This is a genomic window from Sanguibacter massiliensis (assembly GCF_900240335.1).
Classification (GTDB): Bacteria; Actinomycetota; Actinomycetes; order Actinomycetales; family Cellulomonadaceae; genus Flavimobilis; species Flavimobilis massiliensis.
On sequence record NZ_LT964979.1, the window covers coordinates 1,725,843 to 1,748,124 of the forward strand.

Annotated in this window: 20 protein-coding genes and 3 pseudogenes; 14 read left to right on the forward strand and 9 right to left on the reverse strand. The window is 72.0% G+C overall.

Going from position 1 to position 22,282, the window contains the following annotated elements; translation table 11 throughout:
- The first annotated feature begins 30 nt into the window (after positions 1-30).
- The 3 genes from C1729_RS08045 to C1729_RS08055 all read left to right on the forward strand — a co-directional run bounded on the left by C1729_RS08045 (position 31) and on the right by C1729_RS08055 (position 2,599).
- On the forward strand, positions 31-1,407 hold the full coding sequence (locus C1729_RS08045; protein ID WP_102510589.1) for a TrkH family potassium uptake protein: 1,377 nt from the start codon (positions 31-33) through the stop codon (positions 1,405-1,407).
- Between the two features lie 67 nt (positions 1,408-1,474).
- Positions 1,475-2,110, forward strand: coding sequence for a potassium channel family protein (locus tag C1729_RS08050; protein ID WP_102510590.1), 636 nt, complete (start codon positions 1,475-1,477; stop codon positions 2,108-2,110).
- A gap of 63 nt (positions 2,111-2,173) precedes the next feature.
- On the forward strand, positions 2,174-2,599 hold the full coding sequence (locus C1729_RS08055) for a hypothetical protein (protein ID WP_102509488.1): 426 nt from the start codon (positions 2,174-2,176) through the stop codon (positions 2,597-2,599).
- Positions 2,600-2,735: 136 nt separating this feature from the next.
- Here C1729_RS08055 and C1729_RS08060 read toward each other — a convergent pair whose 3' ends face one another.
- From C1729_RS08060 to C1729_RS15350, 4 genes and pseudogenes are all read right to left on the reverse strand, one after another.
- Positions 2,736-3,467, reverse strand: coding sequence for an ABC transporter permease (locus C1729_RS08060; protein WP_102509489.1), 732 nt, complete (start codon positions 3,465-3,467; stop codon positions 2,736-2,738).
- Positions 3,464-4,210 (reverse strand): ABC transporter ATP-binding protein, encoded by a 747-nt coding sequence (locus C1729_RS08065; protein WP_102509490.1) that lies wholly within the window; start codon positions 4,208-4,210, stop codon positions 3,464-3,466. Before C1729_RS08065 ends, C1729_RS08060 begins: the two co-directional genes overlap by 4 nt.
- A 110-nt stretch (positions 4,211-4,320) precedes the next feature.
- Positions 4,321-5,076 carry a hypothetical protein gene (locus C1729_RS14595; RefSeq protein ID WP_165375371.1) on the reverse strand — a complete coding sequence of 252 codons (756 nt, stop codon included), beginning with the start codon at positions 5,074-5,076 and terminating at the stop codon, positions 4,321-4,323.
- A gap of 96 nt (positions 5,077-5,172) precedes the next feature.
- A pseudogene (locus C1729_RS15350) lies at positions 5,173-5,229 on the reverse strand (hypothetical protein); the annotation flags it as partial.
- Positions 5,230-5,621: 392 nt separating this feature from the next.
- Here C1729_RS15350 and radA point away from each other — a divergent pair.
- A pseudogene (radA, locus tag C1729_RS08075) lies at positions 5,622-7,007 on the forward strand (DNA repair protein RadA); the annotation flags it as partial.
- 52 nt (positions 7,008-7,059) lie between these two features.
- On the forward strand, positions 7,060-8,124 hold the full coding sequence (disA, locus tag C1729_RS08080) for a DNA integrity scanning diadenylate cyclase DisA (RefSeq protein WP_102509492.1): 1,065 nt from the start codon (positions 7,060-7,062) through the stop codon (positions 8,122-8,124).
- 21 nt (positions 8,125-8,145) lie between these two features.
- Here disA and C1729_RS08085 read toward each other — a convergent pair whose 3' ends face one another.
- Positions 8,146-8,748 carry a hypothetical protein gene (locus C1729_RS08085; protein WP_129590698.1) on the reverse strand — a complete coding sequence of 201 codons (603 nt, stop codon included), beginning with the start codon at positions 8,746-8,748 and terminating at the stop codon, positions 8,146-8,148.
- 96 nt (positions 8,749-8,844) lie between these two features.
- On the opposite strand from C1729_RS08085, the gene C1729_RS08090 reads away from it, so the two are divergent.
- The gene (locus C1729_RS08090; protein WP_242493759.1) at positions 8,845-9,729 is read left to right on the forward strand and encodes an HhH-GPD family protein; all 885 of its coding nucleotides are present in this window, start codon (positions 8,845-8,847) and stop codon (positions 9,727-9,729) included.
- 96 nt (positions 9,730-9,825) lie between these two features.
- Here C1729_RS08090 and C1729_RS08095 read toward each other — a convergent pair whose 3' ends face one another.
- A complete protein-coding gene (locus C1729_RS08095; RefSeq protein ID WP_102509494.1) occupies positions 9,826-10,341 on the reverse strand; it encodes an amino-acid N-acetyltransferase in 516 nt (171 codons plus the stop codon).
- A 280-nt stretch (positions 10,342-10,621) separates the two neighbouring features.
- On the opposite strand from C1729_RS08095, the gene C1729_RS08100 reads away from it, so the two are divergent.
- Complete coding sequence (locus tag C1729_RS08100; RefSeq protein WP_102509495.1) at positions 10,622-11,542, forward strand: hypothetical protein; 921 nt, start codon at positions 10,622-10,624, stop codon at positions 11,540-11,542.
- A 354-nt stretch (positions 11,543-11,896) separates the two neighbouring features.
- Here the strand turns inward: C1729_RS08100 and C1729_RS08110 are convergent, their stop codons facing one another.
- Positions 11,897-12,928 (reverse strand): sugar-binding transcriptional regulator, encoded by a 1,032-nt coding sequence (locus tag C1729_RS08110; RefSeq protein WP_102510592.1) that lies wholly within the window; start codon positions 12,926-12,928, stop codon positions 11,897-11,899.
- A gap of 152 nt (positions 12,929-13,080) precedes the next feature.
- Between C1729_RS08110 and C1729_RS08115 the strand changes: the two genes are divergently transcribed.
- The 7 genes from C1729_RS08115 to C1729_RS08145 all read left to right on the forward strand — a co-directional run bounded on the left by C1729_RS08115 (position 13,081) and on the right by C1729_RS08145 (position 20,968).
- Positions 13,081-14,832, forward strand: coding sequence for a glycerol-3-phosphate dehydrogenase/oxidase (locus C1729_RS08115; protein WP_102509497.1), 1,752 nt, complete (start codon positions 13,081-13,083; stop codon positions 14,830-14,832).
- Between the two features lie 178 nt (positions 14,833-15,010).
- A complete protein-coding gene (locus C1729_RS08120) occupies positions 15,011-15,745 on the forward strand; it encodes an MIP/aquaporin family protein (RefSeq protein ID WP_102510593.1) in 735 nt (244 codons plus the stop codon).
- A gap of 109 nt (positions 15,746-15,854) precedes the next feature.
- A complete protein-coding gene (gene glpK, locus C1729_RS08125) occupies positions 15,855-17,372 on the forward strand; it encodes a glycerol kinase GlpK (RefSeq protein WP_102509498.1) in 1,518 nt (505 codons plus the stop codon).
- 194 nt (positions 17,373-17,566) lie between these two features.
- Positions 17,567-17,746: a hypothetical protein gene (locus C1729_RS08130; protein ID WP_102509499.1), complete on the forward strand. Its 180-nt coding sequence runs from the start codon at positions 17,567-17,569 to the stop codon at positions 17,744-17,746.
- Between the two features lie 119 nt (positions 17,747-17,865).
- Entirely contained in the window at positions 17,866-18,222 is a 357-nt protein-coding gene (locus C1729_RS08135; protein ID WP_102509500.1) for a hypothetical protein, read from the forward strand.
- A 184-nt stretch (positions 18,223-18,406) separates the two neighbouring features.
- Positions 18,407-19,540 (forward strand): matrixin family metalloprotease, encoded by a 1,134-nt coding sequence (locus C1729_RS14600; protein ID WP_165375454.1) that lies wholly within the window; start codon positions 18,407-18,409, stop codon positions 19,538-19,540.
- A gap of 120 nt (positions 19,541-19,660) precedes the next feature.
- Positions 19,661-20,968, forward strand: a complete 1,308-nt coding sequence (locus C1729_RS08145) for an alpha/beta fold hydrolase (protein ID WP_102509501.1) — start codon at positions 19,661-19,663, stop codon at positions 20,966-20,968.
- A 212-nt stretch (positions 20,969-21,180) separates the two neighbouring features.
- On the opposite strand, the gene C1729_RS08150 is transcribed toward C1729_RS08145, so the two are convergent.
- Both C1729_RS08150 and C1729_RS08155 read right to left on the reverse strand, forming a co-directional pair.
- Complete coding sequence (locus C1729_RS08150; protein WP_102509502.1) at positions 21,181-21,630, reverse strand: hypothetical protein; 450 nt, start codon at positions 21,628-21,630, stop codon at positions 21,181-21,183.
- A 146-nt stretch (positions 21,631-21,776) separates the two neighbouring features.
- Positions 21,777-22,199, reverse strand: a pseudogene (locus C1729_RS08155) (XRE family transcriptional regulator); the annotation flags it as partial.
- Between the last annotated feature and the right edge of the window lie 83 nt (positions 22,200-22,282).

The window sequence follows — 22,282 nt, forward strand, 5'->3', positions numbered from 1 at the left end:
GCACGCAGCAGGGACGGAGAACGCGTGGACATCGGGCAGAAGCTCAAGGCGACAGCCTGGGCGGGCCGCGAGCTCGTCGACAGGCTCGCACGCCAGTCCCCCGCGCGCCTCGCGATCATCACGTTCGGCGGGGTCATCCTCGTCTTCACCGGCCTCCTGAGCCTGCCCGCCGCGACGTCGACGGGAACCCGAGCCCCGTTCTTCGACGCCCTCTTCACCGCGACGTCCTCCGTGTGCGTCACCGGCCTCGTCACCGTCCCCACGGGCACCTACTGGTCCGGGTTCGGCCAGGCCGTCATCCTCCTCGGCATGCAGGTCGGCGGACTCGGCGTCATGACCCTCGCATCGATCCTCGGCGCCGCCGTCTCCCGCCGCATCGGCCTCACCCAGAAGCTCCTCACCGCATCCGAGACGAAGACGACCCGGCTCGGCGAGGTCGGCTCGCTCATCCAGGTCGTCGTCATCACGTCCCTCACGCTCGAGGCCGCGATCGCCGCGCTCCTCCTGCCGCGCTTCCTCATGCTCCGCGAGTCCTTCGGCGAGGCGCTCTGGCACTCCGTGTTCTACGCCGTCTCCGCCTTCAACAACGCGGGCTTCATCCCGACCGCCGAGGGCCTCGCGCCGCACGTCGGCGACTGGGCGCTCCTCCTGCCGATCATCCTCGGCGTCTTCATCGGCTCGCTCGGCTTCCCCGTCATCCTCAACGTCGCCCGCCAGGGCCGCCGCTTCAGCCGCTGGAACCTCCACGCCAAGCTCACCGTGACGATGTCCGTGACGCTCGTCGTCCTCGGCACCTTCGCGTTCGCGGCCCTCGAGTGGCGCAACAAGGACACGTTCGGGTCGCTCGGCTGGTCGGAGAAGCTCCTCGGCGCGCTCTTCGCCGGCGTCATGCCCCGCTCCGGCGGGTTCTCGACCGTCGACGTCGGCGCGATGCACGAGTCGAGCTGGCTCGTCACCGACGCCCTCATGTTCGTCGGCGGCGGCTCCGCATCGACCGCGGGCGGCATCAAGGTGACGACGCTCGCCGTCATGCTCCTCGCGATCATCTCCGAGGCACGCGGCGACCGCGACGTCGAGGCCTTCGGCCGACGCATCCCGCGCGACACGCTCCGCCTGTCCGTCGCCGTCGTCTTCGTCGGCGCCACGACGATCCTCGCCGCGTGCCTCGCCCTCCTCGAGATCACCGGCTGGACCCTCGACGTTGTGCTCTTCGAAGTGATCTCCGCGTTCGCGACCGTCGGCCTCTCGACCGGCGTCACCCACCTCCTGCCCGACGCAGGCAAACTCGTCCTCGTCGTCTTGATGTTCGTCGGGCGCACCGGCACGATGACACTCGCCGCAGCCCTCGCGCTGCGCGACCGGAGCCGCGTCATCCGGCTCCCCGAGGAAAGGCCGATCATTGGCTGACAGGTACACGCAGACGCACGCGAGCCGCTCCGCGACGACGCCCAAGCGCTCAGGGGCGGGCGACGGCGTGCTCGTCATCGGCCTCGGACGCTTCGGCTCGGCCCTCGCCGCAACCCTCGACCGGCTCGGCCAGGACGTCCTCGCCGTCGAGCGCAACGCGACGCTCGCCCAGCAGTGGGCCGGGCGCATCCCGCTTGTCGAGGCCGACGCCACGAACCCCGAGGCCCTCGAGCAGCTCGGCGCGCGCGACTTCCCCGTCGCCGTCGTCGGCGTGGGCTCCTCGCTCGAGGCCTCCGTCCTCATCACAGGCAACCTCGTCGACATGGGCACGCCCCAGATCTGGGCGAAGGCCGTCTCGGCCGAGCACGGGCGCATCCTCCAGCGCATCGGCGCGCACCACGTCGTCTTCCCCGAGGCCGACGCGGGCAACCGCGTCGCGCACCTCGTCTCCGGCAAGCTCATGGACTACATCGAGGTCGAGGACGGCTTCACGATCGTCAAGATGCGCCCGCCCAAGGAGATGCAGGGCTTCACCGTCGAGCAGTCGAAGGTCCGCACCCGTTACGGCGTCACCGTCATCGGCGTGAAGCCCCCGGGGCAGGAGTTCATCTACGCGACGCCCCAGACGCGCATCTCCGCGAACGACCTGCTCGTCGTCTCGGGCCACTCGGAGCTCCTCGAACGCTTCGCGGCCAGGCCGTAGGGGCGTCGGGCGTCGGGGCGTCGGGCTGCGGGAGGGCGCCGCGAGGTCGGGGATGATGGTGGGGTGAGCTCCGCCGCCGAGATCGTCACGACGATCGCCCTTCTGGCTTCGTCCGTCCTCATGATCGCGGTCGCCGCGACCTGGTTCTCCGACGGACGACGCAAGCGACCCCGCTCGCGCAAGCTCGAACCGCTCCTGCAGCCCCAGCGCCCCGACGAGGACCGACCGCCTGCCGAGCAGGGCATCACGTGGCCGACCGCCACGTACGTCGTGAGCGCCGGGCTCGTCGGCTTCGCCGTCGGCGCCGTCGTCGGGCACCTGCCGCTGCGACTGTTCGTCGGGGCGCTCGTCATGGGTGTGCTCGTGCCCGTCCTCGGCGGGCTGTGCGCGCTCTACCTCGCGGGTCGTCGACGCTCGACGACGCCCGTCGTCGCGACCGTCGCGGCGCTCGTGCTCCTCACCGCGCTCACGGTCGTCATCCCGGCCTGAGCGACCCGTCGGCGTCTTCCTGCGCCCAGGCACCCCGCAGGGGTGCTGCCGCGCAAGCACCCCACACCTAGCCCGCGCCCCGGCCGGAACCTTGCGCTCAGACACCCCGCAGGGGTGCTGCCGCGCAAGCCGTCCCCTACCGCGTCCGGCGCCGCAGCGTCACGACGCCGAGGACGATCGCCCCGACGACGAACAGGGCGATCGCCCCGATCGCCCCCCGCACGTCGGCCCACGCAGCACCGAGCGCAAGCTGCTGCATCGACTCGATGCCGTACGTGAGCGGCATCGCCCGCGAGAACCACTCGAGAGCCTGCGGCATGTCCGCGCGCGGCATGAGGATCCCGCACACGAGCAGTTGCGGGAAGATCACCGCCGGCATGAGCTGCACCGCCTGAAACTCCGTGCGCGCGAGCGCCGACGCCCCGAGACCCAACGCCGAGCCGAGCACCGCATCGAGCACCGCCACGAGCACCACGAGCCCGAGCGACCCCGCGACGTCCATGCCGAGCACCCACGTCGTGAACCCCACGAGCACGAGCCCCTGCACCGTCGCGAGCAGCGCGAACGCGAGCGCGTACCCGACGACGACGTCCGCCCGCCCGACGGGCAGCGTCATGAGCCGTTCGAGCGTCCCCGACTGTCGCTCGCGCAGCATCGCGACGCTCGTCACGAGGAACATCACGAGCATGGGGAACATGCCGACGAGCATCGGCCCCCAGTGGTCGAGCGTCGGTGTGCCCGAGAACATCCACGCGACGATGCTCAGCAGGAGGCACGGCAGGACGATGACGAGCGCGATCGTGCGGCGGTCGTGACGCAGCTGGCGCAGGACCCGCGCGGTCGTCACGAGGGTGCGGTGGAGGCTCATCGGTCGCTCCCGTCGGTCGGCGCGGCGCCATCGACGAGGGTGAGGAACGCGCCCTCGACGTCGTCCGCGCCTGTCACGGCGAGCAGGCCCGGCACCGTGTCGTCCGCGAGGAGCTCGCCGTCTCGCAGGAGGAGGACGCGGTCGCAGCGCTCGGCCTCGTCCATGACGTGGCTCGACACGAGGAGCGTCGTCCCGCGGTCGCGCAGCGTCCGGAACAGGGCCCACAGGTCGCGGCGCAGGACAGGGTCGAGGCCGACGGTCGGCTCGTCGAGGACGAGCAGCGGCGGCGACCCGAGCAGCCCGACGCCGAGCGACACACGTGCTGCCTCGCCGCCCGAGAGCTCGGCGACGAGCGTGTCGCGGTGCCGCACGAGGTCGACGTCAGCGAGCACCCGCTCGACCTCGTCGCGACCCGCGCCGAGGAGTCCCGCACCGTGCCGGAGGTTCTCGCCGACCGTGAGGTCCACGTACACCGACGGCTGCTGCGACACGTAGCCGACGCGGCCGCGCAGCGCCCGCTCGCCGGCCGGACGCCCGAGCACGCTCACCGAGCCGCCGGCGACGACCTGAACACCGACGATCGCGCGCATGAGCGTCGTCTTGCCCGAGCCTGACGGGCCGAGCAGGCCCACGACCTGCCCGGCGGGGACGGAGAGCGAGAGCCCGTCGAGCACGGTCGTGCGGCCGCGCACGACGCGCAGCCCCCGGACGTCGACGGCAGGATCACCGGTCATACGGTCCATCCAACACCCGAACAGCTGGCCTGCACCGCGACGGGGCCCGTGTCGTCGCGGGGCGCAGCTCACGCGACGGGGCGGGCGAGGACCCCCACGACGTCACAGCGCGGCTGGCTCTACAGCGGGAACGCGAGGAAGAAGTTCTCGATCGCCGCGCCGGGGCCCGTCGCGCGGAACGCGGTCGTGCCGTTGGTCCACGTGGCGAGTCCGACCTCGCCGCCCGTCGCGACCGACGCCGTCCCGACCTCGTTGTCCCCGACGCGCACGGGCAGCTCGGTGACGGTCGAGCCTTCGCTCGGTGCGGTGTCGCCGTCCGCGGACTTCTGCGCGGCCTCGGCCGCGGCCTCGACCGTGCGCGCCTGGACGACGTCGACGACGACGGTGCCGCCCGCGCCGTCCGTGTACGTGAGCCGGTAGGACTCGAGCGGCTTCTTCGCGACCTTGGTGCGCTCCTGCGTGACGACGGTCCACTGGAGGACCGAGTCCGGCAGCGCCTTCTGGAGCGGGGTCTTCGTCTCGCGCTCGGCGGGCGTGCCGACAGGCGTCGGGAGCGGGTTAGTGATCGTCACGGCGGGCGGCGTCGTCGGGGCGGCGACCGGCTCGTCACGCTGGGTGACGACGATCGCGACGACGACGGCCACGACGGCCAGGACCGCAGCGCCACCGGCGATCCACAAGCCACGGGCGCGCCGGCGCGGCTGCGCGTGGGCAGCCCCGTCGCGGGGCGCGGCCACAGCGGCAGCGGTCGCAGGGTCGTCGGCCGCAGGCACCCCGTCGGCAGTGCCCGGCACTTCGTCGGACGCTGCGGCGGCCGCCGCGTCCGGCGTCGGATCCTCGGGCGTGCGCGCGTGCTCGTCGTCGTGCGTGCTCATCGTGCGTCCTTCCTGGAGGTGCTCCCGGAAGCGTACGTCGCGACGCACGCAGGCGCCCGCCCCGGACGGCGACGGGCGCCTGCGTGGACGGCCGCGCACCGCAGCCCGCGTCTGCGGCCGCACGTTCGGATGGTCGTTGAGCACACGCGACACCGTCTGGTGCGAGACGCCGGCGACCTACGCGACATCAGCCATCGACGGCGCACGGCCCGACGTCGGAACGCCTGCGGGCATGGAGCCCCTCGTCCTGTCCGCACGGCCCGGACCAGGTCCACTCTCGCAGGTCCCCGGCCTCGCGCCCCGATGTCGGTGGCCCCCGCTAGCGTGTCGGCATGGCCGCACGCACCCCCCGCCCCNGGGCGCGACCTCGTGCTGCGGCGGCCCCCCCGCGGCCTTGGGACCGCCGCGGCCTCCCCCCCCCCCCCCCCCCTCCTCCCGCCGGTCCCCCCCCCCCCCCTGCCGGCCCTCCCCGCGCCGCCCCCCCACCGCCCCTCCCTGCCCCGCGCCCCCCCCCCCCTCCTCCCCCCCCCCGCCCCCCCTCCCCCCGCCCCCGCCCCGCGTTCCGCTGCACCGAATGCGGCTGGACCACCGCGAAGTGGGTCGGCCGCTGCGGCGAGTGCCAGGAGTGGGGCACCGTCTCGGAGGCCGAGGCCCCTGCGGGGCCGCGCACCGCCGCGACCTCGCCCGCGCGCACGCCCGCCATCCCCATCGCCGACGTCCCCGTCGACGCCGCGCGCGCCGTCCCGACAGGCGTCGACGAGCTCGACCGCGTCCTCGGCGGCGGCCTCGTCCCCGGCGCCGTCGTCCTCCTCGCCGGCGAGCCCGGCGTCGGCAAGTCGACCCTCCTCCTCGACGTCGCCGCGATCGCCGCGATGGGCGGCCGCACCGTCCTCTACGTCTCCGGCGAGGAATCCGCGGGGCAGGTGCGGCTGCGCGCCGAGCGCATCGGGGCGCTCGCACCGTCGCTCCTCCTCGCCTCGGAGACAGACCTCGGCACCGTCCTCGGCCACGTCGAGTCGAACGTGCCCGACCTGCTCGTCCTCGACTCCGTCCAGACGATCGCCTCGACCGCCGTCGAGGGCGGACCGGGCGGCGTCGCGCAGGTCCGCGAGGTCGCGTCGGCGATCATCCAGGCCGCTAAGTCCCGCAACATGCCCGTCCTGCTCGTCGGCCATGTCACGAAGGACGGCTCCGTCGCGGGCCCCCGCACCCTCGAGCACCTCGTCGACGTCGTCTGCACGTTCGAGGGCGACCGGCACTCGAGCCTCCGGCTCGTGCGCGCTGTGAAGAACCGCTACGGGCCCACCGACGAGGTCGGGTGCTTCGAGCTCGCCGAGGGCGGCATCGTCGGGCTCGCCGACCCGTCGGGGCTCTTCGTCTCCGCAGCCGTCCAGGACGTCCCCGGCACGTGCGTCACCGTCACCCTCGAGGGACGACGGCCGCTGCCGCTCGAGGTCCAGGCACTCGCCGTCCCCTCGACCGTCCCCAATCCCCGGCGCACCACCAACGGGCTCGACTCCTCCCGCCTCGCGATGCTCCTCGCCGTCATGCACCGCTTCGCCGGCCTGCGGCTCGACCAGCAGGACGTCTACGCGTCGACCGTCGGCGGCCTGCGCGTCTCCGAGCCCGCCGCCGATCTCGCCGTGACGCTCGCCGTCATGAGCGCAGCCCGCCACCGTGCCCTGCCACGCGGCACGTTCGCGATCGGCGAGGTCGGGCTCTCGGGCGAACTCCGGCCCGTGGCCGCGCTCGCCCGCCGCCTCGGCGAGGCTGCACGGCTCGGGCTCCGCACCGCCGTCGTCCCCGCAACCTCCGCCGCCCAGCTCGACCCCGCCCGGCTGCCCGCCGGACTCACCCTGCGGCCCGTCCACCACGTCGCCGAGGTCGCCGAGCTCTTCTTCGCCGACGCCGACGAGCGCGCCACCCGCTGAGCTCTGCGGGTCAGACGGATAGGATCACGACGTGCCCCAGATCTCCGCCCACATGGACGCCCAGTTGCGCGACACCCTCATGGCCGTCGCGCCCGGCACCGAGCTGCGCGACGGGCTCGAACGCATCCTCCGTGGGCGCACCGGCGCGCTCATCGTCATGGGCATGGACCCCGTCGTCGAGTCCCTCTGCTCGGGCGGCTTCGAGCTCGAGGTCGACTTCTCCGCGACCCGTCTGCGCGAGCTCGCGAAGATGGACGGCGCGATCGTCCTCGACCCGCGGAACTCACGCATCGTCCGCGCCGCCGTCCAGCTTCTCCCCGACGCCACGATCCCGACGTCCGAGTCCGGCACACGTCACCGCACGGCCGAGCGCGTCGCCAAGCAGACCGGCTTCCCCGTGATCTCCGTCTCGCAGTCCATGCGGATCGTCGCCGTCTACACCGGCGGCGGCCGCCACGTCCTCGAGGACACCGAGGTCATCCAGTCCCGCGCCAACCAGGCCCTCTCGACGCTCGAGCGCTACCGCGCCCGCCTCGACGAGGTGTCCGGAACGCTCTCCGCGCTCGAGATCGAGGACCTCGTCACCGTCCGCGACGTGTGCGCGGTCGTCCAGCGGCTCGAGATGGTCTCTCGCATCCACGAGGAGATCGCCGGGTACGTCATCGAGCTCGGGACCGACGGTCGGCTCCTCGCGCTCCAGCTCGACGAGCTCGTCGGCGGTCTCGGCTCCGACCGCGACGCCGTCATCCGTGACTACGTCGAGCTGCGCGCCAAGGACCGCTCGATCGTCGACGTCCTCCAGGCCCTGTCCTTGCTCGACTCGACGCAGCTCCTCGACCTCTCCCAGATCGGTCGGGTCCTCGGCCTGCCCGGGGGCGGCGACGCCCTCGACGCGGCCGTCGCCCCGCACGGCTACCGCCTGCTCTCGAAGGTTCCGCGCCTGCCCGCGACGATCGTCGAGCGCCTCGTCACGCACTTCGGTGGCCTGCAGCGGCTCCTCGCCGCCACGATCGAGGAGCTCATGGGCGTCGACGGCGTCGGCGAGCAGCGGGCGCGCGCCGTCCGTGAGGGCCTCTCGCGCCTCGCGGAGTCGAGCATCCTCGAGCGGTACGTCTGACATCGGCCGCGAGGCCGCGCCTCACTTGAGGCGGAAGACGATCTCCTTCGACGCGACGCCGAGGACGGTCGCCGACGCGCGGTAGGTGCCGGCCTTCGCCTCAACACCCTTGCGCGGGCAGCCTTCCTCGGAGCGCGTGCGGTCCCACGTGAGCGTCGACGCCTCCGACTTGCCCGCGCCGACGAGCAGCGTCTTCGGCTTCGCCTTGGCCGCGCAGTCGCTGCTGCCCCACACGCGGGCCGGCCCGGACGTCACCGTGACGACGCGCGTCTCCGCGGAGACGTCGACGAGGCACGGAATCTCCGACGAGTTCGTCATCGTCACCGTGAACGCAGGCTCGGAGCCCGCCGCGAACTCGGTGCCGTTCGCCTCGAGCGTCGTCGCGAGCATGTCCTTCGTGCAGATGGGGACGCCGGCTGTTCCCGTCGGAGTCGGTGTCGGAGCCGACGACGCGCCGCCCGACGCGGCCGGTGCCGGGGCCTTCGCGTCGCCCGACCCGCCGACCTTCTGGACGAGCACCACGCCAAGGACAACGACGATCACGAGCACAGCGAGCACGACGATCCGCCGCCGCCAGTACACACGTGACGGCAACGACCCTGTGGGCCTCAGGAGCGTGCTCACCGGTCCTCCTCGCTCGGTCCTGAGAGACACGCTAGTGCGGGCCACCGACACGCGCGGGCCCGGCACGCCGGGGCCCGCGGGTGCGACCATGGCTCCGTGCCCACCGCTTCCCCTGCCCTCCTGCGCGCCCGCGTCGTCGAGTGGTTCGCCCACGCGGCCCGTCCGCTGCCGTGGCGCGCGCCCGGCACGACACCGTGGGGCGTGCTCGTCTCCGAGGTGATGTCTCAGCAGACGCCCGTCGCGCGTGTCGAGCCGTCGTGGCACGCATGGCTCGAGCGGTGGCCTGGCCCGGCCGAGCTCGCGACGGCCGAGGCCGCCGAGGTCCTGCGGATGTGGGGCACGCTCGGCTACCCGCGGCGGGCGCTACGCCTGCAGGACTGCGCGCGGGCGATCGTCGAACGGCATGGCGGCACGGTGCCGTCGTCGTACGAGGACCTGCTCGCGCTGCCCGGCATCGGCCCCTACACCGCGGGCGCGGTGCTGGCGTTCGCGTTCGGGCGTCGGGCCGTCGTCCTCGACACGAACGTCCGGCGTGTGCTCGCACGCGCCGTCGCGGGCACGGCGCTGCCGCACCCGCACCAGACGGCCGGGGAGGTGCGGCTCGCGGAGTCGGTCCTGCCCGACGACGACGCGTCGGCAGCCGCGTGGTCTGCAGCGTCGATGGAACTCGGGGCGCTCGTCTGCACAGCACGCGCGCCGCGCTGCAGCGAGTGCCCGGTCGCGGACCTGTGCACGTGGCGGCTCGCCGGGTCGCCGCCCGACGAGCACGCGGGACGGCGCCGGACGCAGGCGTGGCACGGCACGGACCGGCAGTGCCGCGGCCGTGTCATGGCCGTGCTGCGGGAGGCGTCGTCCCCGGTCCCCCGCCCTGACCTGGCGCCTCTCTGGCCGGACGCCGCCCAGCTCGACCGCTGCATCGCGAGTCTGCTCGAGGACCACCTCGCGGAGGAGTCGTCGGACGGCCTCCACCTCCCCACCTAACCCCCACCGGTTCGCGAGATAGCGGCCACCGGACGAGATAGCGCGAGAGACGCGCTATTTCGTCCGAGGAGCGCTATCTCGCGAGACGGGCAGGTGTCAGAGGTGGAGGAGCATGCGGGTGTTGCCGAGGGTGTTCGGCTTGACCCGCGCGAGGTCGAGGAACTCCGCGACGCCGTCGTCGTGCGAGCGCAGCAGCTCCGCGTAGACCTCGGGCGTGACGACCGTGCCGTCGATCTCCTCGAAGCCGTGGCGCGAGAAGAAGTCGACCTCGAACGTCAGGCAGAACACGCGCTCGAGCCCGAGCGCTCGGGCGCGGTCGACGAGCGTGTCGAGGATCGCGTGCCCGACGCCCGCGCCCACCCAGCCCGGTGCGACGGCGAGAGTGCGGATCTCCGCGAGGTCCCACCACATGACGTGGAGCGCTCCGCAGCCGATGACGGTGTCCGCGCTGTCGACGGCGACGACGAACTCCTGCACGGCCTCGTAGTAGGTGACCTGTTCCTTCGCGATGAGGATGCGTCGGTGAGCGTACGGCTCGACGAGCTCGCAGATCGCGTGGACGTCGGCGGGCAAGGCGGGGCGGACGGTGAAGGCGGGAGGTGCGGAGCTCACGCGAGAACGCTACTCCCCGGTGATCGCGCCTGACGTCGATCAGATACCGATGTGGTTGAAACTGCGATGATCTTGCGTTGCGGACAATACGCCGATCCGTCGCGCGGTCCGCGATCATCTCCTCAGCGCACGTCAGGATGTGCACGGCAACTATGCCGAAGATCGAGAGAGAGAGAGAGCCTTGAGGCCCATCTCACGTTCATTGCTCGCCTGCGCCGCGAGTGCGGCACTCATCGCGACAACTGTCGGCGCAGCCGCAGCACCCGCGCCCGCTACCGCTGTGAGTGAGGTCACCGACGCCATCGCAGCAGTCGCACCTGCTCAGGACCTCGTCACCCGCGACGTCGCGATCGTCGACGGCACGGTACAGCCGAGCGACCCAGCCGGCGAGGTCGTCGTCCCGGCCGACCCTGGCGATTCCATCGTGCTGAGCGGCGGCGACGCGACCGACGTTCCAGCCCTGTCGATCGCACTGCCGGCAGAGGTCGAGGTCGAGAGTGGCGTCGTGTCCGACGACGGAACGGTGGTCTACGAGTCCGTCGACGGTGGCGTCGACGTAGCGGTTCAGGTGATGGAAGACTCCTCTGTCCGCGTGATGACGGTCATCCCCGATGCGAACGCGCCGCGCGAGTACACCTATGACCTCGGACTGCCCGCCGACGCCGTCGTCACCGAAGGGGACGACGGATCGATGCTCTTCACCACCCCCGACGGCGACTTCCTCGGCGGGGTCGCCGCGCCGTGGGCGAAGGACGCGAACGGCGTCGACATTCCCACGCGGTACCGCGTCGACGGTTCGTCGCTCGTGCAGGAGGTCGACTTCACGGACGAGACGGTGTTCCCCGTCGTCGCTGATCCATGGATGGGTCTGAAGATCTTCAGCTCCATCACCCGAACTTCGATGGGGTCATGGTGGAAGGTCAGTGCAAACAAGTCGCTCTGGGGACACAACATCCACACCCCTAGCGCCCCCAGCTGGGCGATCATGCTGACCGCGGGCTGGGATGAGATCAAGGCGAAGTACCCGCACACGGTCAAGCCAATCACTTTCCGTCAGCAGTACGAGTGTCATGTCGCGGGCGGGTACCTCTGGATCGCGGGGGACTGGAATCTTGAGGGGAACAGACCTGCCCGGACGACTCACTGGAGCTACGGCGTCGCGAAGCACCACTGCAACTGGTCCAGCCCTGACCGCTACTGAACGGAGCACCATGACCATCGAGCCATCGACTCCAGCACCCCGCGACACACACCGGCGTTCGCGCCTGTTCGTGGGGATGCTCATCCTCACTCTCCTCTTGTCACCTTTCGCGCTCGTCGGACCGCTCGTGGCACTCGCCACGCCCCTGCGCAGGGCACCTCGACAGATGCGACTCCTGTGGATCGTCGCTCTCGCAGTCACCGTGCTGGGATGGGGACTAGCTCTCTTCGCGAGCTCGGGACTCTGGCCCGACTGGCTCATGTTCGACTCTGAGGAGTCCGCGACGGTCTGACCCGCGCGACTCGGAGCATCGCTCGTGACCGTCACCGCTCGACCCGTCGGGTCTGAGCGCCATCACAGCGCGCTCAGACCCGACGGGTCGGTTCGGGGGCGCGGGTCGCCGACGGGGGTCCACGTCGGGTCGTCGTCGACGTCGTCGTCGAGCTCGAGAAGACGCTGGGCGGTGAGCTCGTCCGTGATGAGGTGCGTCGGGACCCCCGCGAGGAGCGCGGCGCGCAGAGGCACCGCCTTGTTGTCGCCTGCAACCGCGCACACGCGGCGCGGGATGAGCCGTAGCTGCGCAGGCGTCGGGCCCGTCGCGCGCGCGTTGATCGCCACGTCGGCGTACGAGCCGTCGGCCCGGAGGAACACGGTGCACACGTCCCCGACGACGCCCTCGAGCCCGAGCATCTCGACGTCCGACGGCTCGAGGTAGCCCGCCGAGTAGACATGGCTCGGCAGCTCCCCCTCGAGCGCGCCGACGGAGAACAGTGCGATGTCCGCGCGCCGCTGGACGTCGAGCACGCGGCGCACGGAGCGTTCGCGCCACATGGCATCACGCGTCTCGGCGTAGTCGAAGAACGCGGGCACCGGGAAGTGGTGGACGTGCGCGCCGAACGCGCGCCCGTATCCAGAGATGAGGTCGCCCGCGTAGTCGACGCCGCTCGAGCGCGTGTTCGCGGCGCCGTTGAGCTGGACGACGGCGGAGCCGCGCGTCGGCTTCTTCTGGAGGTGCTCGGCGATCGCGTGGATCGTCGTGCCCCAGGCGATCGCGAGGACCATCTCGGAGTCGAACCACGAGCCGACGAGCCGCGCGGCGGAGCGGGCGACGTGGTCGAGGCGGTCGGCCTGCGTCGCGGAGTCGGGGACGGGCGCGACGTACGCGTCGATGCCGTAGCGGTCACGGATGCGTTGCGTGAGTCCGGGGGCGCGGGATTGTGTAGGGCGCAGGGTGATCTCGACGACGCCGGTCTCCCGTGCCTCCTTGATGAGCCGGGAGACGGTCGAGCGTGACGTGCCGAGCTGGCGCGCGATCGTCTCCATCGTCATGTCCTGCAGGTAGTACATCGACGCTGCAGCGAGGACGTCCCTCCCACGTGCACGCATGGCCACCCCTTGACCTTTCTTGCCCGGCTCCCGGGGGTTTTTCCCGGGGATCTAGGTCCTAGCCTTGCACATCTGTGCAGTCCGGTTGCGCGTCCGTGCTCGCACTGGTTGCGTGGACCTCACCAAGCCGACGACGTCGAAAGGTGCACCACATGTCTGTCTCCGGAGCAGCATCCCGCCTCACCCCGGCGACACGCCGCGCGTCCCTCGACGCCCTCCGCGCGTCGGTCACCGAGCCGCTCGACGTCCTCGTCGTCGGCGGCGGCGTCACCGGCGCCGGCATCGCGCTCGACGCCGTCAGCCGCGGCCTCACGACCGCGGTCGTCGAGGGCCAGGACTGGGCGTCAGGCACCTCCTCCCGATCCTCCAAGCTCGTCCACGGCGGCCTGCGCTACCTCCAGATGCTCGACTTCCACCTCGTCAAGGAAGCACTCACCGAGCGCGACCTCCTCATCAACAAGCTCGCGCCCCACCTCGTCAAGCCCGTGTCCTTCCTCTACCCGCTCGAGCACAAGGTCTGGGAACGTGCTTACGTCGGCGCAGGCGTCGCGCTCTACGACGGGCTCGCAACCCTCGCCCCCGGCAAGCGCGCGATGCCGTGGCACCGCCACCTCACGCGCACCGGCATGGAGAAGCTCTTCCCCGACCTCCGCCACGACGCCGCGGTCGGCGCCCTCCGCTACTGGGACGCGTCCGTCGACGACGCGCGCCTCGTCCTCACCCTCGTCCGCACCGCCGCCGAGTATGGCGCGCACGCCGCGACCCGCACCCAGGTCGTCGAGCTCACGAGCAGCCCCTCCGGACGCGTCGACGGCGCCGTCCTCGAGGACCTCGAGACCGGCGAACGCTTCCCCGTCAAGGCACGCCACGTCATCAACGCCACGGGCGTGTGGACCGAGGAGACCGAGTCCCTCGCCGGCTCCGACGGCGGCCTGCGCGTCCTCGCGTCCAAGGGCATCCACATCGTCGTGCCCCGCGAGCGCATCCGCGGGTCCGTCGGCCTGATCCTCCAGACCGAGAAGTCCGTGCTCTTCGTCATCCCGTGGTCCCGCTACTGGGTCATCGGCACGACCGACACCCCCTGGGAGCAGGAGCTCACCCACCCCGTCGCGACGGCCGCCGACATCGACTACGTCCTCGACCACGCCAACGCCGTCCTCGCCGACCCGCTGACGCGCGACGACATCATCGGCACGTGGGCCGGCCTCCGACCCCTCCTCCAGCCCGGCACCAAGGAAGGCACGAGCTCCGCGAAGATCTCGCGCGAGCACACCGTCGCCTCCCCCACCCCCGGCCTCACCGTCATCGCCGGCGGCAAGCTCACGACCTACCGGGTCATGGCCGAGGACGCCGTCGACTTCGCGCTCGGCGCCGAGGCCCGCACCCGGCCGTCCGTCACCGCGCAGACGCCGCTGCTCGGCGCCGTCGGGCTCGACGCGCAACGCAACTGGGCCCGTCGCCACGCCCGCACCTACGGGTGGGACCGCGCGATGCTCGACCATCTCTTCCACCGCTACGGCTCGCTCGTCGGCGACCTCGTCGCCCTGTGCGAGGCCGAGCCCGACCTCGCCAAGCCCCTCGAGCACGCACCCGCCTACCTCCGCGCCGAGATCGCCTACGCGGTCGACGCCGAGGGCGTCCTCCACCTCGAGGACCTCCTGCTCCACCGCACCCGCCTCAACTACGAGGTCCGCGACCGCGGCCTCGCTGCCCTCGAGGAGATCTCCCGCATCGCCGCGGACCGCCTCGGCTGGGACGAGTCCCGCCGCATCGACGAGGTCGCCTCTTACACCGCCCGCGCGGAGGCCGAGGCCGCCGCCGAGCACCAGCCCGACGCCGCGTCGGCCGAGCGCACCCGCCTCACTGCCACCGACGTCGCACCCCTCAAGCCGCTCGGACGCTGAGCAGGGTGGGGCGGCCCGCCGCCCCACCCCACCGACGGCTCGCACGCCCGCCCACGGCACGGCCCTCCCCGGCACGGCCCCAACCCACCTGCCCCGCCCGCACGGGCGGCGCCCACCCGGACGCACCGACGCGTCCGGGACGTGACAACGAAGTCCACCCCTGAAAGTGAGCACCCTCATGCTGATGGATGCCTTCTGGTCCGAGGTTCTCGGCACCGCGATCCTCCTGCTCCTCGGTGGCGGTGTCGTCGCCACCGTCCTCCTGCCGAAGTCCAAGGGCTTCGACGGGGGCTGGCTCCTCATCAACTTCGGCTGGGGCCTCGCGGTCTTCGCCGGTGTGTACATCGCCTTCAAGTCCGGGGCCCATCTCAACCCTGCCGTGACGATCGGCCTCTTCGCCGCGGGCGAGCCTTTCTACAACGGTCCAGGCGGTCCGATCGACCCGACGATCGGCAACATGCTCGTCTACTTCGCCGCGGAGCTCCTCGGCGCGTTCCTCGGCGCCGTCCTCATGTTCCTCGCGTTCAAGAAGCACTTCGACGAGGACGCCGACCCGGCCGCCAAGCTCGCCGTCTTCTCGACCGGCCCCGGCATCCGCTCGTACGGCTGGAACATCGTCACCGAGGTCATCGCAACGTTCGTCCTCGTGTTCTGGGTCGTCATCCAGAGCAAGACCCCGACGCAGATCGGCCCGCTCGCTGTCGCCCTCATCGTCGTCGGCATCGGCGCCTCCCTCGGTGGCCCGACCGGCTACGCGATCAACCCCGCCCGTGACCTCGGCCCCCGCATCGCCCACGCGCTCCTGCCCATCAAGGGCAAGGGCAGCAGCGACTGGGGCTACGCGTGGGTGCCGATCGTCGGCCCGCTCATCGGTGGCGTCATCGGCGGACTCGTCGGCGCTGCCTACATGTGACCTGACGCGGGCGGCGCGCGAGCGCGCCGCCCGCACCCACCGCGCCCCGCAGGCGCACCCCCGCACCCCCGCACCCCGTCCGACCACGACGACGTGAAGGAAACCCACCATGGAGAAGAAGTACGTCCTGGCGATCGACCAGGGCACGACCAGCTCGCGCGCGATCCTCTTCACGCACGACGGCATGATCCACTCGGTCGGCCAGCTCGAGCACGACCAGATCTTCCCGCAGGCCGGCTGGGTCGAACACAACCCCGAGCAGATCTGGAACAACGTCCGCGAGGCCGTCGGCATCGCCCTCACCCGCGGCAACGCGTCGCACGACGACATCGCGGCAGTCGGCATCACCAACCAGCGCGAGACCGCCGTCGTCTGGGACCGCACGACCGGCAAGCCCGTCTACAACGCGATCGTCTGGCAGGACACGCGCACCCAGAAGATCGTCGAGGAGCTCGGCGGCGACGAGGGCGCGGACAAGTACAAGGACATCGTCGGCCTGCCCCTCGCGACGTACTTCTCCGGTCCCAAGGTCAAGTGGATCCTCGACAACGTCGAGGGTGCCCGCGAGGCCGCCGAGCGCGGCGACCTCATGTTCGGCAACACCGACACCTGGGTGCTGTGGAACATGACCGGGGGCGTCGAGGGCGGCGTGCACGTCACCGACGTCACCAACGCGTCGCGCACCATGCTCATGAACATCGACTCGCTCACGTGGAACGAGGACATCGCGAAGGACATGGGCATCCCCCTGTCGATGCTCCCCGAGATCCGCTCGTCGTCCGAGGTGTACGGGCATGGCCGCGCACGCGGCATGGTGCCCGGCGTGCCGATCGCTGGCATCCTCGGCGACCAGCAGGCCGCGACGTTCGGCCAGGCATGCTTCGAGCCCGGCACCGCGAAGAACACGTACGGCACGGGCAACTTCATGCTCCTCAACACCGGAACCGAGCCGGTCCGCTCCGAGAACGGCCTGCTCACGACCGTCTGCTACAAGATCGGCGACCAGCCGACCGTGTACGCGCTCGAGGGGTCGATCGCTGTCACCGGCTCGCTCGTCCAGTGGCTGCGGGACAACCTCGGGTTCTTCGAGGACGCCGCCGACATCGAGCACTACGCCCGCAAGGTCAAGGACTCGGGCGGCGCGTACTTCGTGCCCGCGTTCTCCGGCCTCTTCGCGCCGCACTGGCGGGCCGACGCGCGCGGCGCGCTCGTCGGGCTCACCCGGTTCGTCAACAAGAACCACATCGCGCGCGCCGCTCTTGAGGCGACGGCCTTCCAGACGCGCGAGGTGCTCGACGCCATGAATGCCGACTCGGGCGTGCCCCTCAAGGAGCTCAAGGTCGACGGCGGCATGGTCGCCAACGAGCTGCTCATGCAGTTCCAGGCCGACATCCTCGACGTCGAGGTCGTCCGGCCCAAGGTCGCCGAGACGACGGCGCTCGGCGCCGCGTACGCCGCCGGCATCGCCGTCGGCTTCTGGAACGGCGAGCAGGATGTCCGCGACAACTGGGCCGAGGGCGGCCGCTGGACGCCGACCATGGAGGCCGACGAACGTGACCGCCAGTACCGCCTGTGGAAGAAGGCCGTGACGAAGACCCTCGACTGGGTCGACGACGACGTGCTCTGACACCACGCGTTCCTGGGGAGGAGGCTCCCGTCCGTCGCCGCGTGCGACGGGCGGGGGCCTTCGTCGCGCCGGGGCGCCCTCATCACTGCCGACCCCGGTTACGCACCCCGGGCAAAGGTCACAGGTCTTGCGGAAGATCGCCATATCGGGCACACTCGCGATCGCGCGTGCCTTCCCCACGAACGAGAGGCATCATGAGAGCCACATCCCTCGCCGCGACGTGTGCCGCCGCCAGCAGGATCGCCGCAGACGCATCAGACGCGACGTTCGACGTGTCGACCGACGAGACACGCGCCGACGTCACCAACGTCGTGGTTCATGACCACGAGCAGCAGCTCGAGGAGTCCTCACCTACCGCGTCCCGACAGGCATGAGGCTCCGAACCGGGCTGCTCGCCCTCGTCGTCGCCGGCAGCCCCGCTCTGGTCGGGTGCACCAGCGCCTCCGAGCAGGGAACCGCCTGTCAAACCGGGGCACCCTCACCGACCGCTGCCGTGAGCATGCTTCTCGATGCCGCGACCACGGGCGACATCGCTGCGGCGTGCAAGGTCACCGTCAAGATCAGCGACGACGACCTCCGCGCCAACCTCGCTGAGGTCAACGCCCACGTCGAGTCCGTCGGAGGACGCGACAAGGTCACCGTCGTCGACGTCCCGGACGCTCAGGTCGGCACGCTCCACCTGGTCGACGTCCTCACGGTCGGCTCGACCGAGGCGGTGCACTTCACGGTCGAGCGTGCGGACGGCCGGTACCTCGTCATCTCCCCGCCTTCCACCCCACCTGACGACGAGGAGACGACGGATCCGAACCCGCGCCCCTCGCCGACCGCGACGGAGACCTCGGCCTCCTGAACACGTCCCGCGCGCCGCCGCGACCATCGAGGTCGTCCGGCCCAAGGTCGCCGAGACGACCGCGCTCGGCGCTGCGGACACCGTCGGGTTCTGGGACGGCGAGCAGGACGTTCGCGGCAACTGGGCCGTGGCCGGCGGCTGGACTCTGAGCCGAATGTCGGTGGCGTGCGGCAGCATGGGTCGCGTGACGACGTCCGACGGCCCTCCCGACGATGCGTGGCGCCGCGGGCGCCACGCGGCGGATCCGTCGCGGCCGTTGCCGTCCGGGCCACCCCAGGGGCCGGCGCGGTCGCCCTACGACCCGCCTGAGACCCCGCCGTCGGGCGCCGCTGGGCCTGCGTCGTGGACGCCCCAGGAGCACCAAGGGGCACCGCAGCTGTCGGACGAGGCCTACGAGCGGGCGTTCGCCGAGATCGAGCGGGCGGCGGCGGGCTGGGCGCCGTCGGCGCGCGATCACCTGCGCGTCGTCGGACCGCCGGCGTCCCCGTACGGTGACCCGCGCGGCTGGTCAGCACCTCCCGCAAAACCTCGGCGCCGCGGCGGGTGGCTCGTCCTCGTGCTCGTCGTCGTCCTCACCGTCGTCGTCCTCGACCGCGGCCTGGGCACCGAACGCCTCTCGCCGACGCTCGACGTGCCGCGCGCGCAGTGGCTCGGCGACCCGCGCGCCGTGGGCGGCGACGCACCGCGTCCGGGCGAGGGTGAGCAGCGCGAGCGGATCTTGCCAGCCGTGACGACGCCCCAGTCCGGGCCGTACGCAACATTGTCCGAGGGCGCGACCTGGTCGCCGTGCCGGACTATCCGCGTCGTCATCGACCCGACGCACGCGCCGGCCGGGTTCGAGGAGTGGGTTGGTCACGTCCTCGCGGAGGCGTCGCGGCTCTCGGGCCTGTCGATCGTCCTCGAGGGGACGACCGACGAGCGCGTGAGCTTCGACCGCGAGCCCTACCAGCCGAGCCGCTACGGGGAGCGCTGGGCGCCCGCGATCATCGGGTGGGCGAGCGACGCGGAGATCCCCGAGCTCGTCGGGAACGTCGCAGGCCTCGGCGGTGCGCAGCAGCTCACGCGCGGGAACCAGACCGGCTACGTCACAGGAGGCGTCGCGCTCGACGTCGAGCTCCTGCGCGCCCCGCGCCAGCGCGGCGAGCCCGCGTACGTCGGGGTGCTGCGGCACGAGGTCGGGCACCTGCTCGGACTCGGGCACGTCGACGAGCCAGCCGCCCTCATGTACGGGGGCGCGAACAACGTCTCGACGTGGGGGCCCGGCGAGGTCGAAGGCCTCGCGGCACTCGGTGCAGGACGGTGCACGCCGCGCCTGTGACGGCCGAGCCTCTCACCCCGCGCCCAGAGCCGGTCCGAGAGTCCGCGCATCTGGCTGCTCCCGGTAGCCATACGCGCGGAGTCTTGGTGCGGGGAAGCGCACGGGTGGGACCATGAGGGGGTGAGCACCCTCCACCGACTTCCCGGCGTCCGCGTGACCGACCACGTCGTCACGGTCCCCCTCGTCCACGGCGATCCCGCGGACCCTCGCACGATCCAGGTCCTCGCGCGCGAGGTCGTCACCGCGACGCGTGCGGGCGACGTCTTGCCGCTGCTCCTGTTCCTCCAGGGCGGTCCGGGCGGTCGTTCGCCACGTCCGCTCGGCGCCGAAGGCTGGGTTGGGACGGCGCTCGAGCGGTATCGCGTCGTACTGCTCGACCAGCGCGGCACAGGCCGGTCCACGCCGGTGACGGCCGCGACGATGGCGGCGCTCGCCGCCGACCGCGCGCCCGCGGAGGCGACGGCCGCCCAGGCCGAGTACCTCGCGCACTTCCGGGCGGACGCGATCGTCGCGGACGCGGAGGCTGTGCGCGCGCAGGTGTTCGGGGGCCGCACGTGGTCGACGCTCGGCCAGTCGTACGGCGGGTTCCTCACGCTCGCGTACCTGTCGCGACACCCGGAGGCGCTCGACGCGTGCCTTGTCACGGGCGGCCTCGCGAGCCTGCGTCCGGACGCGGCGGCGCTCTACACGAACACGTGGGCGCGCACGCGCGGCAAGAACGCGGGCTTCCGGGCCCGGCACCCCGAGGACGTCGCGCTGCTCGCGCGCGTCGCCGACGTGCTCGACGCTGGCACGACGACGCTCCCGAACGGCGACGTCGTCTCGACGCGTCGCCTGCAGTCGCTCGGCATGGATCTCGGGATGAAGCAGGGCGCGGACCGCATCCACTGGCTGCTCGACGACGCGTTCCTGCCCGACGGCTCACCGGACTCGGACGAGCGGCTCTCGGACGCGTTCCTCGCGGGGCTCGAGGCGGCGACGGGCTTCCGCAGCAACCCCATGTACGCGGTGCTCCACGAGTCGATCTACGCGAGCGGCGACGACGTGCGGCCCTGGGCGGCGCACGCGACGATGCCCGACGACTTCGCGCCGGACGCGCGGCCCCTGCAGTTCACGGGCGAGATGATTCTGCCGTGGATGTTCGAGGAGATGGCCGAGCTGCGGCCGTTCCGGGCCGCGACGGAGGCGTTGCACGCGCGCACGGAGTGGCCTGAGCTCTACGACGTCGAGCGGCTCGCGTCGAACGAGGTGCCGGTCGTCGCGGCGGTCTACCACGACGACATGTTCGTCCCGGCGGACCTGTCGCTCGCGACGGCGGGGACCGTCGGGAACGTCCGCACCTGGATCACGAACGAGCACGAGCACGACGGCCTCCGCGTCGGCGGCACCCTCACCCACCTCCTGGCCCTCCTCGACGAGGGCCTCTAACCCTTCCCGCGAGATAGCGCTCTAGCGACGAGATAGCGCGCGTTGCACGCTATCTCGTCGCTGAGGCGCTATCTCGCGGTCAGGGGTGGAGCGCTAGAGTCACAGGGCTGGTCGACCTGGCGGTAAGGCGGTACACGGGTTGTCCCCTCCGGGGGTTCAAGAAGGTCAGGAAGTAGACCCCGGTATCGCACCAGCCCCAGGTACGTCGCCGCTCAGGCGGCGGCGCGCGCATCGGCGCCGCGCACCCGGGCAGAGCGGTGGCGCGCCCACCTCTCGGTCACGACACCGACGACGACGGCGAGCACCGCCGCCGCGAGCGGCACACCCACCTCGCCGAACGCCGAGCCGAGCGTCGGGCGGAACGTCAGCGGCTGCCCCGGGCCACCGACGTCGTTGGCGTAGGACGCCGGCCACAGCGTCGGCACGAGCCAGGCTCGCAGAGTGACGGTGACGAGCAGCGCGACGACGACGAGAGACCCCACCCAGACGCTTGCGCGAGCGATCCGGTCCCCGCGCCGGCGGACACACAGCGCGGCCGCGAGAAGCGCGAGGGGAACGAGCACGAGCCACGACGCGGCGAGGAAGTCAGCGATGCGCAGCCACGCCTCGCCCTCGGGCGGGAGCGGCAGCACGTACCCGGGGACCTCAGCGATCGTCGTCATGGTGCCAGCCCCGTCCCGGACGCGACCGTCGCCTCCTCATCACCCGGTCTGTGTCGGCCACCGGCCGACGCTTGCACCTCCCACGGCCCACCCGGTCCGTACGACCTAGACCCCCCGGGCGACCGCCCGGCCCGCGAGGCGACCGCCTAGCCCGCGGGGGTCGGGTCGGACGGCGCGTGGCTCTCGAGGAAGCGGTAGACCTCGGCGTCGTCGACGCCCGGGAACCGGCCCGTCGGCAGCGCTGCGAGGACGTGCTGGTGCATCTTCGCGCTCGGCCATGCGGCGTCAGCCCACCGGTCCTCGAGCGCGGACGCGGGCCGCTGGCAGCACGCGGCGTCGGGGCACGTCGACGTCCTGCGCCGGTCCGTCTCGCGTCCGCGGAACCACCGGACGTCCGCGAACGGCACACCGACCGAGATGGAGAACTCGCCGTTCTCGGCGGTGCCCGTCTGCGTCGAGCACCAGTACGTGCCGCCCGGCTTGTCCGTGTACTGGTAGTACTCGCTCGTGCGGTCGCGCGACGCGAACGCCTGCCTGGCCGCCCAGCTGCGGCACACCGTCTGCCCCTCGCGGGCACGGCCGCCCGGCGATCTTTCTCGTCGTCGTCGTGCTGTGCCTTCTCGTCGATGCACGCCGGCTCGCGGCACACCCC

Bases quoted from the DNA above. Each gene is read 5' to 3' on its own strand.
- C1729_RS08150 (WP_102509502.1), bottom strand. From the start codon at position 21,630: ATGACGACGATCGCTGAGGTCCCCGGGTACGTGCTGCCGCTCCCGCCC.
- C1729_RS14595 (WP_165375371.1), bottom strand. From the start codon at position 5,076: ATGAGCACGCACGACGACGAGCACGCGCGCACGCCCGAGGATCCGACG.
- C1729_RS08115 (WP_102509497.1), top strand. From the start codon at position 13,081: ATGTCTGTCTCCGGAGCAGCATCCCGCCTCACCCCGGCGACACGCCGC.
- disA (WP_102509492.1), top strand. From the start codon at position 7,060: ATGGACGCCCAGTTGCGCGACACCCTCATGGCCGTCGCGCCCGGCACC.
- C1729_RS08060 (WP_102509489.1), bottom strand. From the start codon at position 3,467: ATGAGCCTCCACCGCACCCTCGTGACGACCGCGCGGGTCCTGCGCCAG.
- C1729_RS08065 (WP_102509490.1), bottom strand. From the start codon at position 4,210: ATGGACCGTATGACCGGTGATCCTGCCGTCGACGTCCGGGGGCTGCGC.
- C1729_RS08120 (WP_102510593.1), top strand. From the start codon at position 15,011: ATGCTGATGGATGCCTTCTGGTCCGAGGTTCTCGGCACCGCGATCCTC.
- C1729_RS08110 (WP_102510592.1), bottom strand. From the start codon at position 12,928: ATGCGTGCACGTGGGAGGGACGTCCTCGCTGCAGCGTCGATGTACTAC.
- glpK (WP_102509498.1), top strand. From the start codon at position 15,855: ATGGAGAAGAAGTACGTCCTGGCGATCGACCAGGGCACGACCAGCTCG.
- C1729_RS08130 (WP_102509499.1), top strand. From the start codon at position 17,567: ATGAGAGCCACATCCCTCGCCGCGACGTGTGCCGCCGCCAGCAGGATC.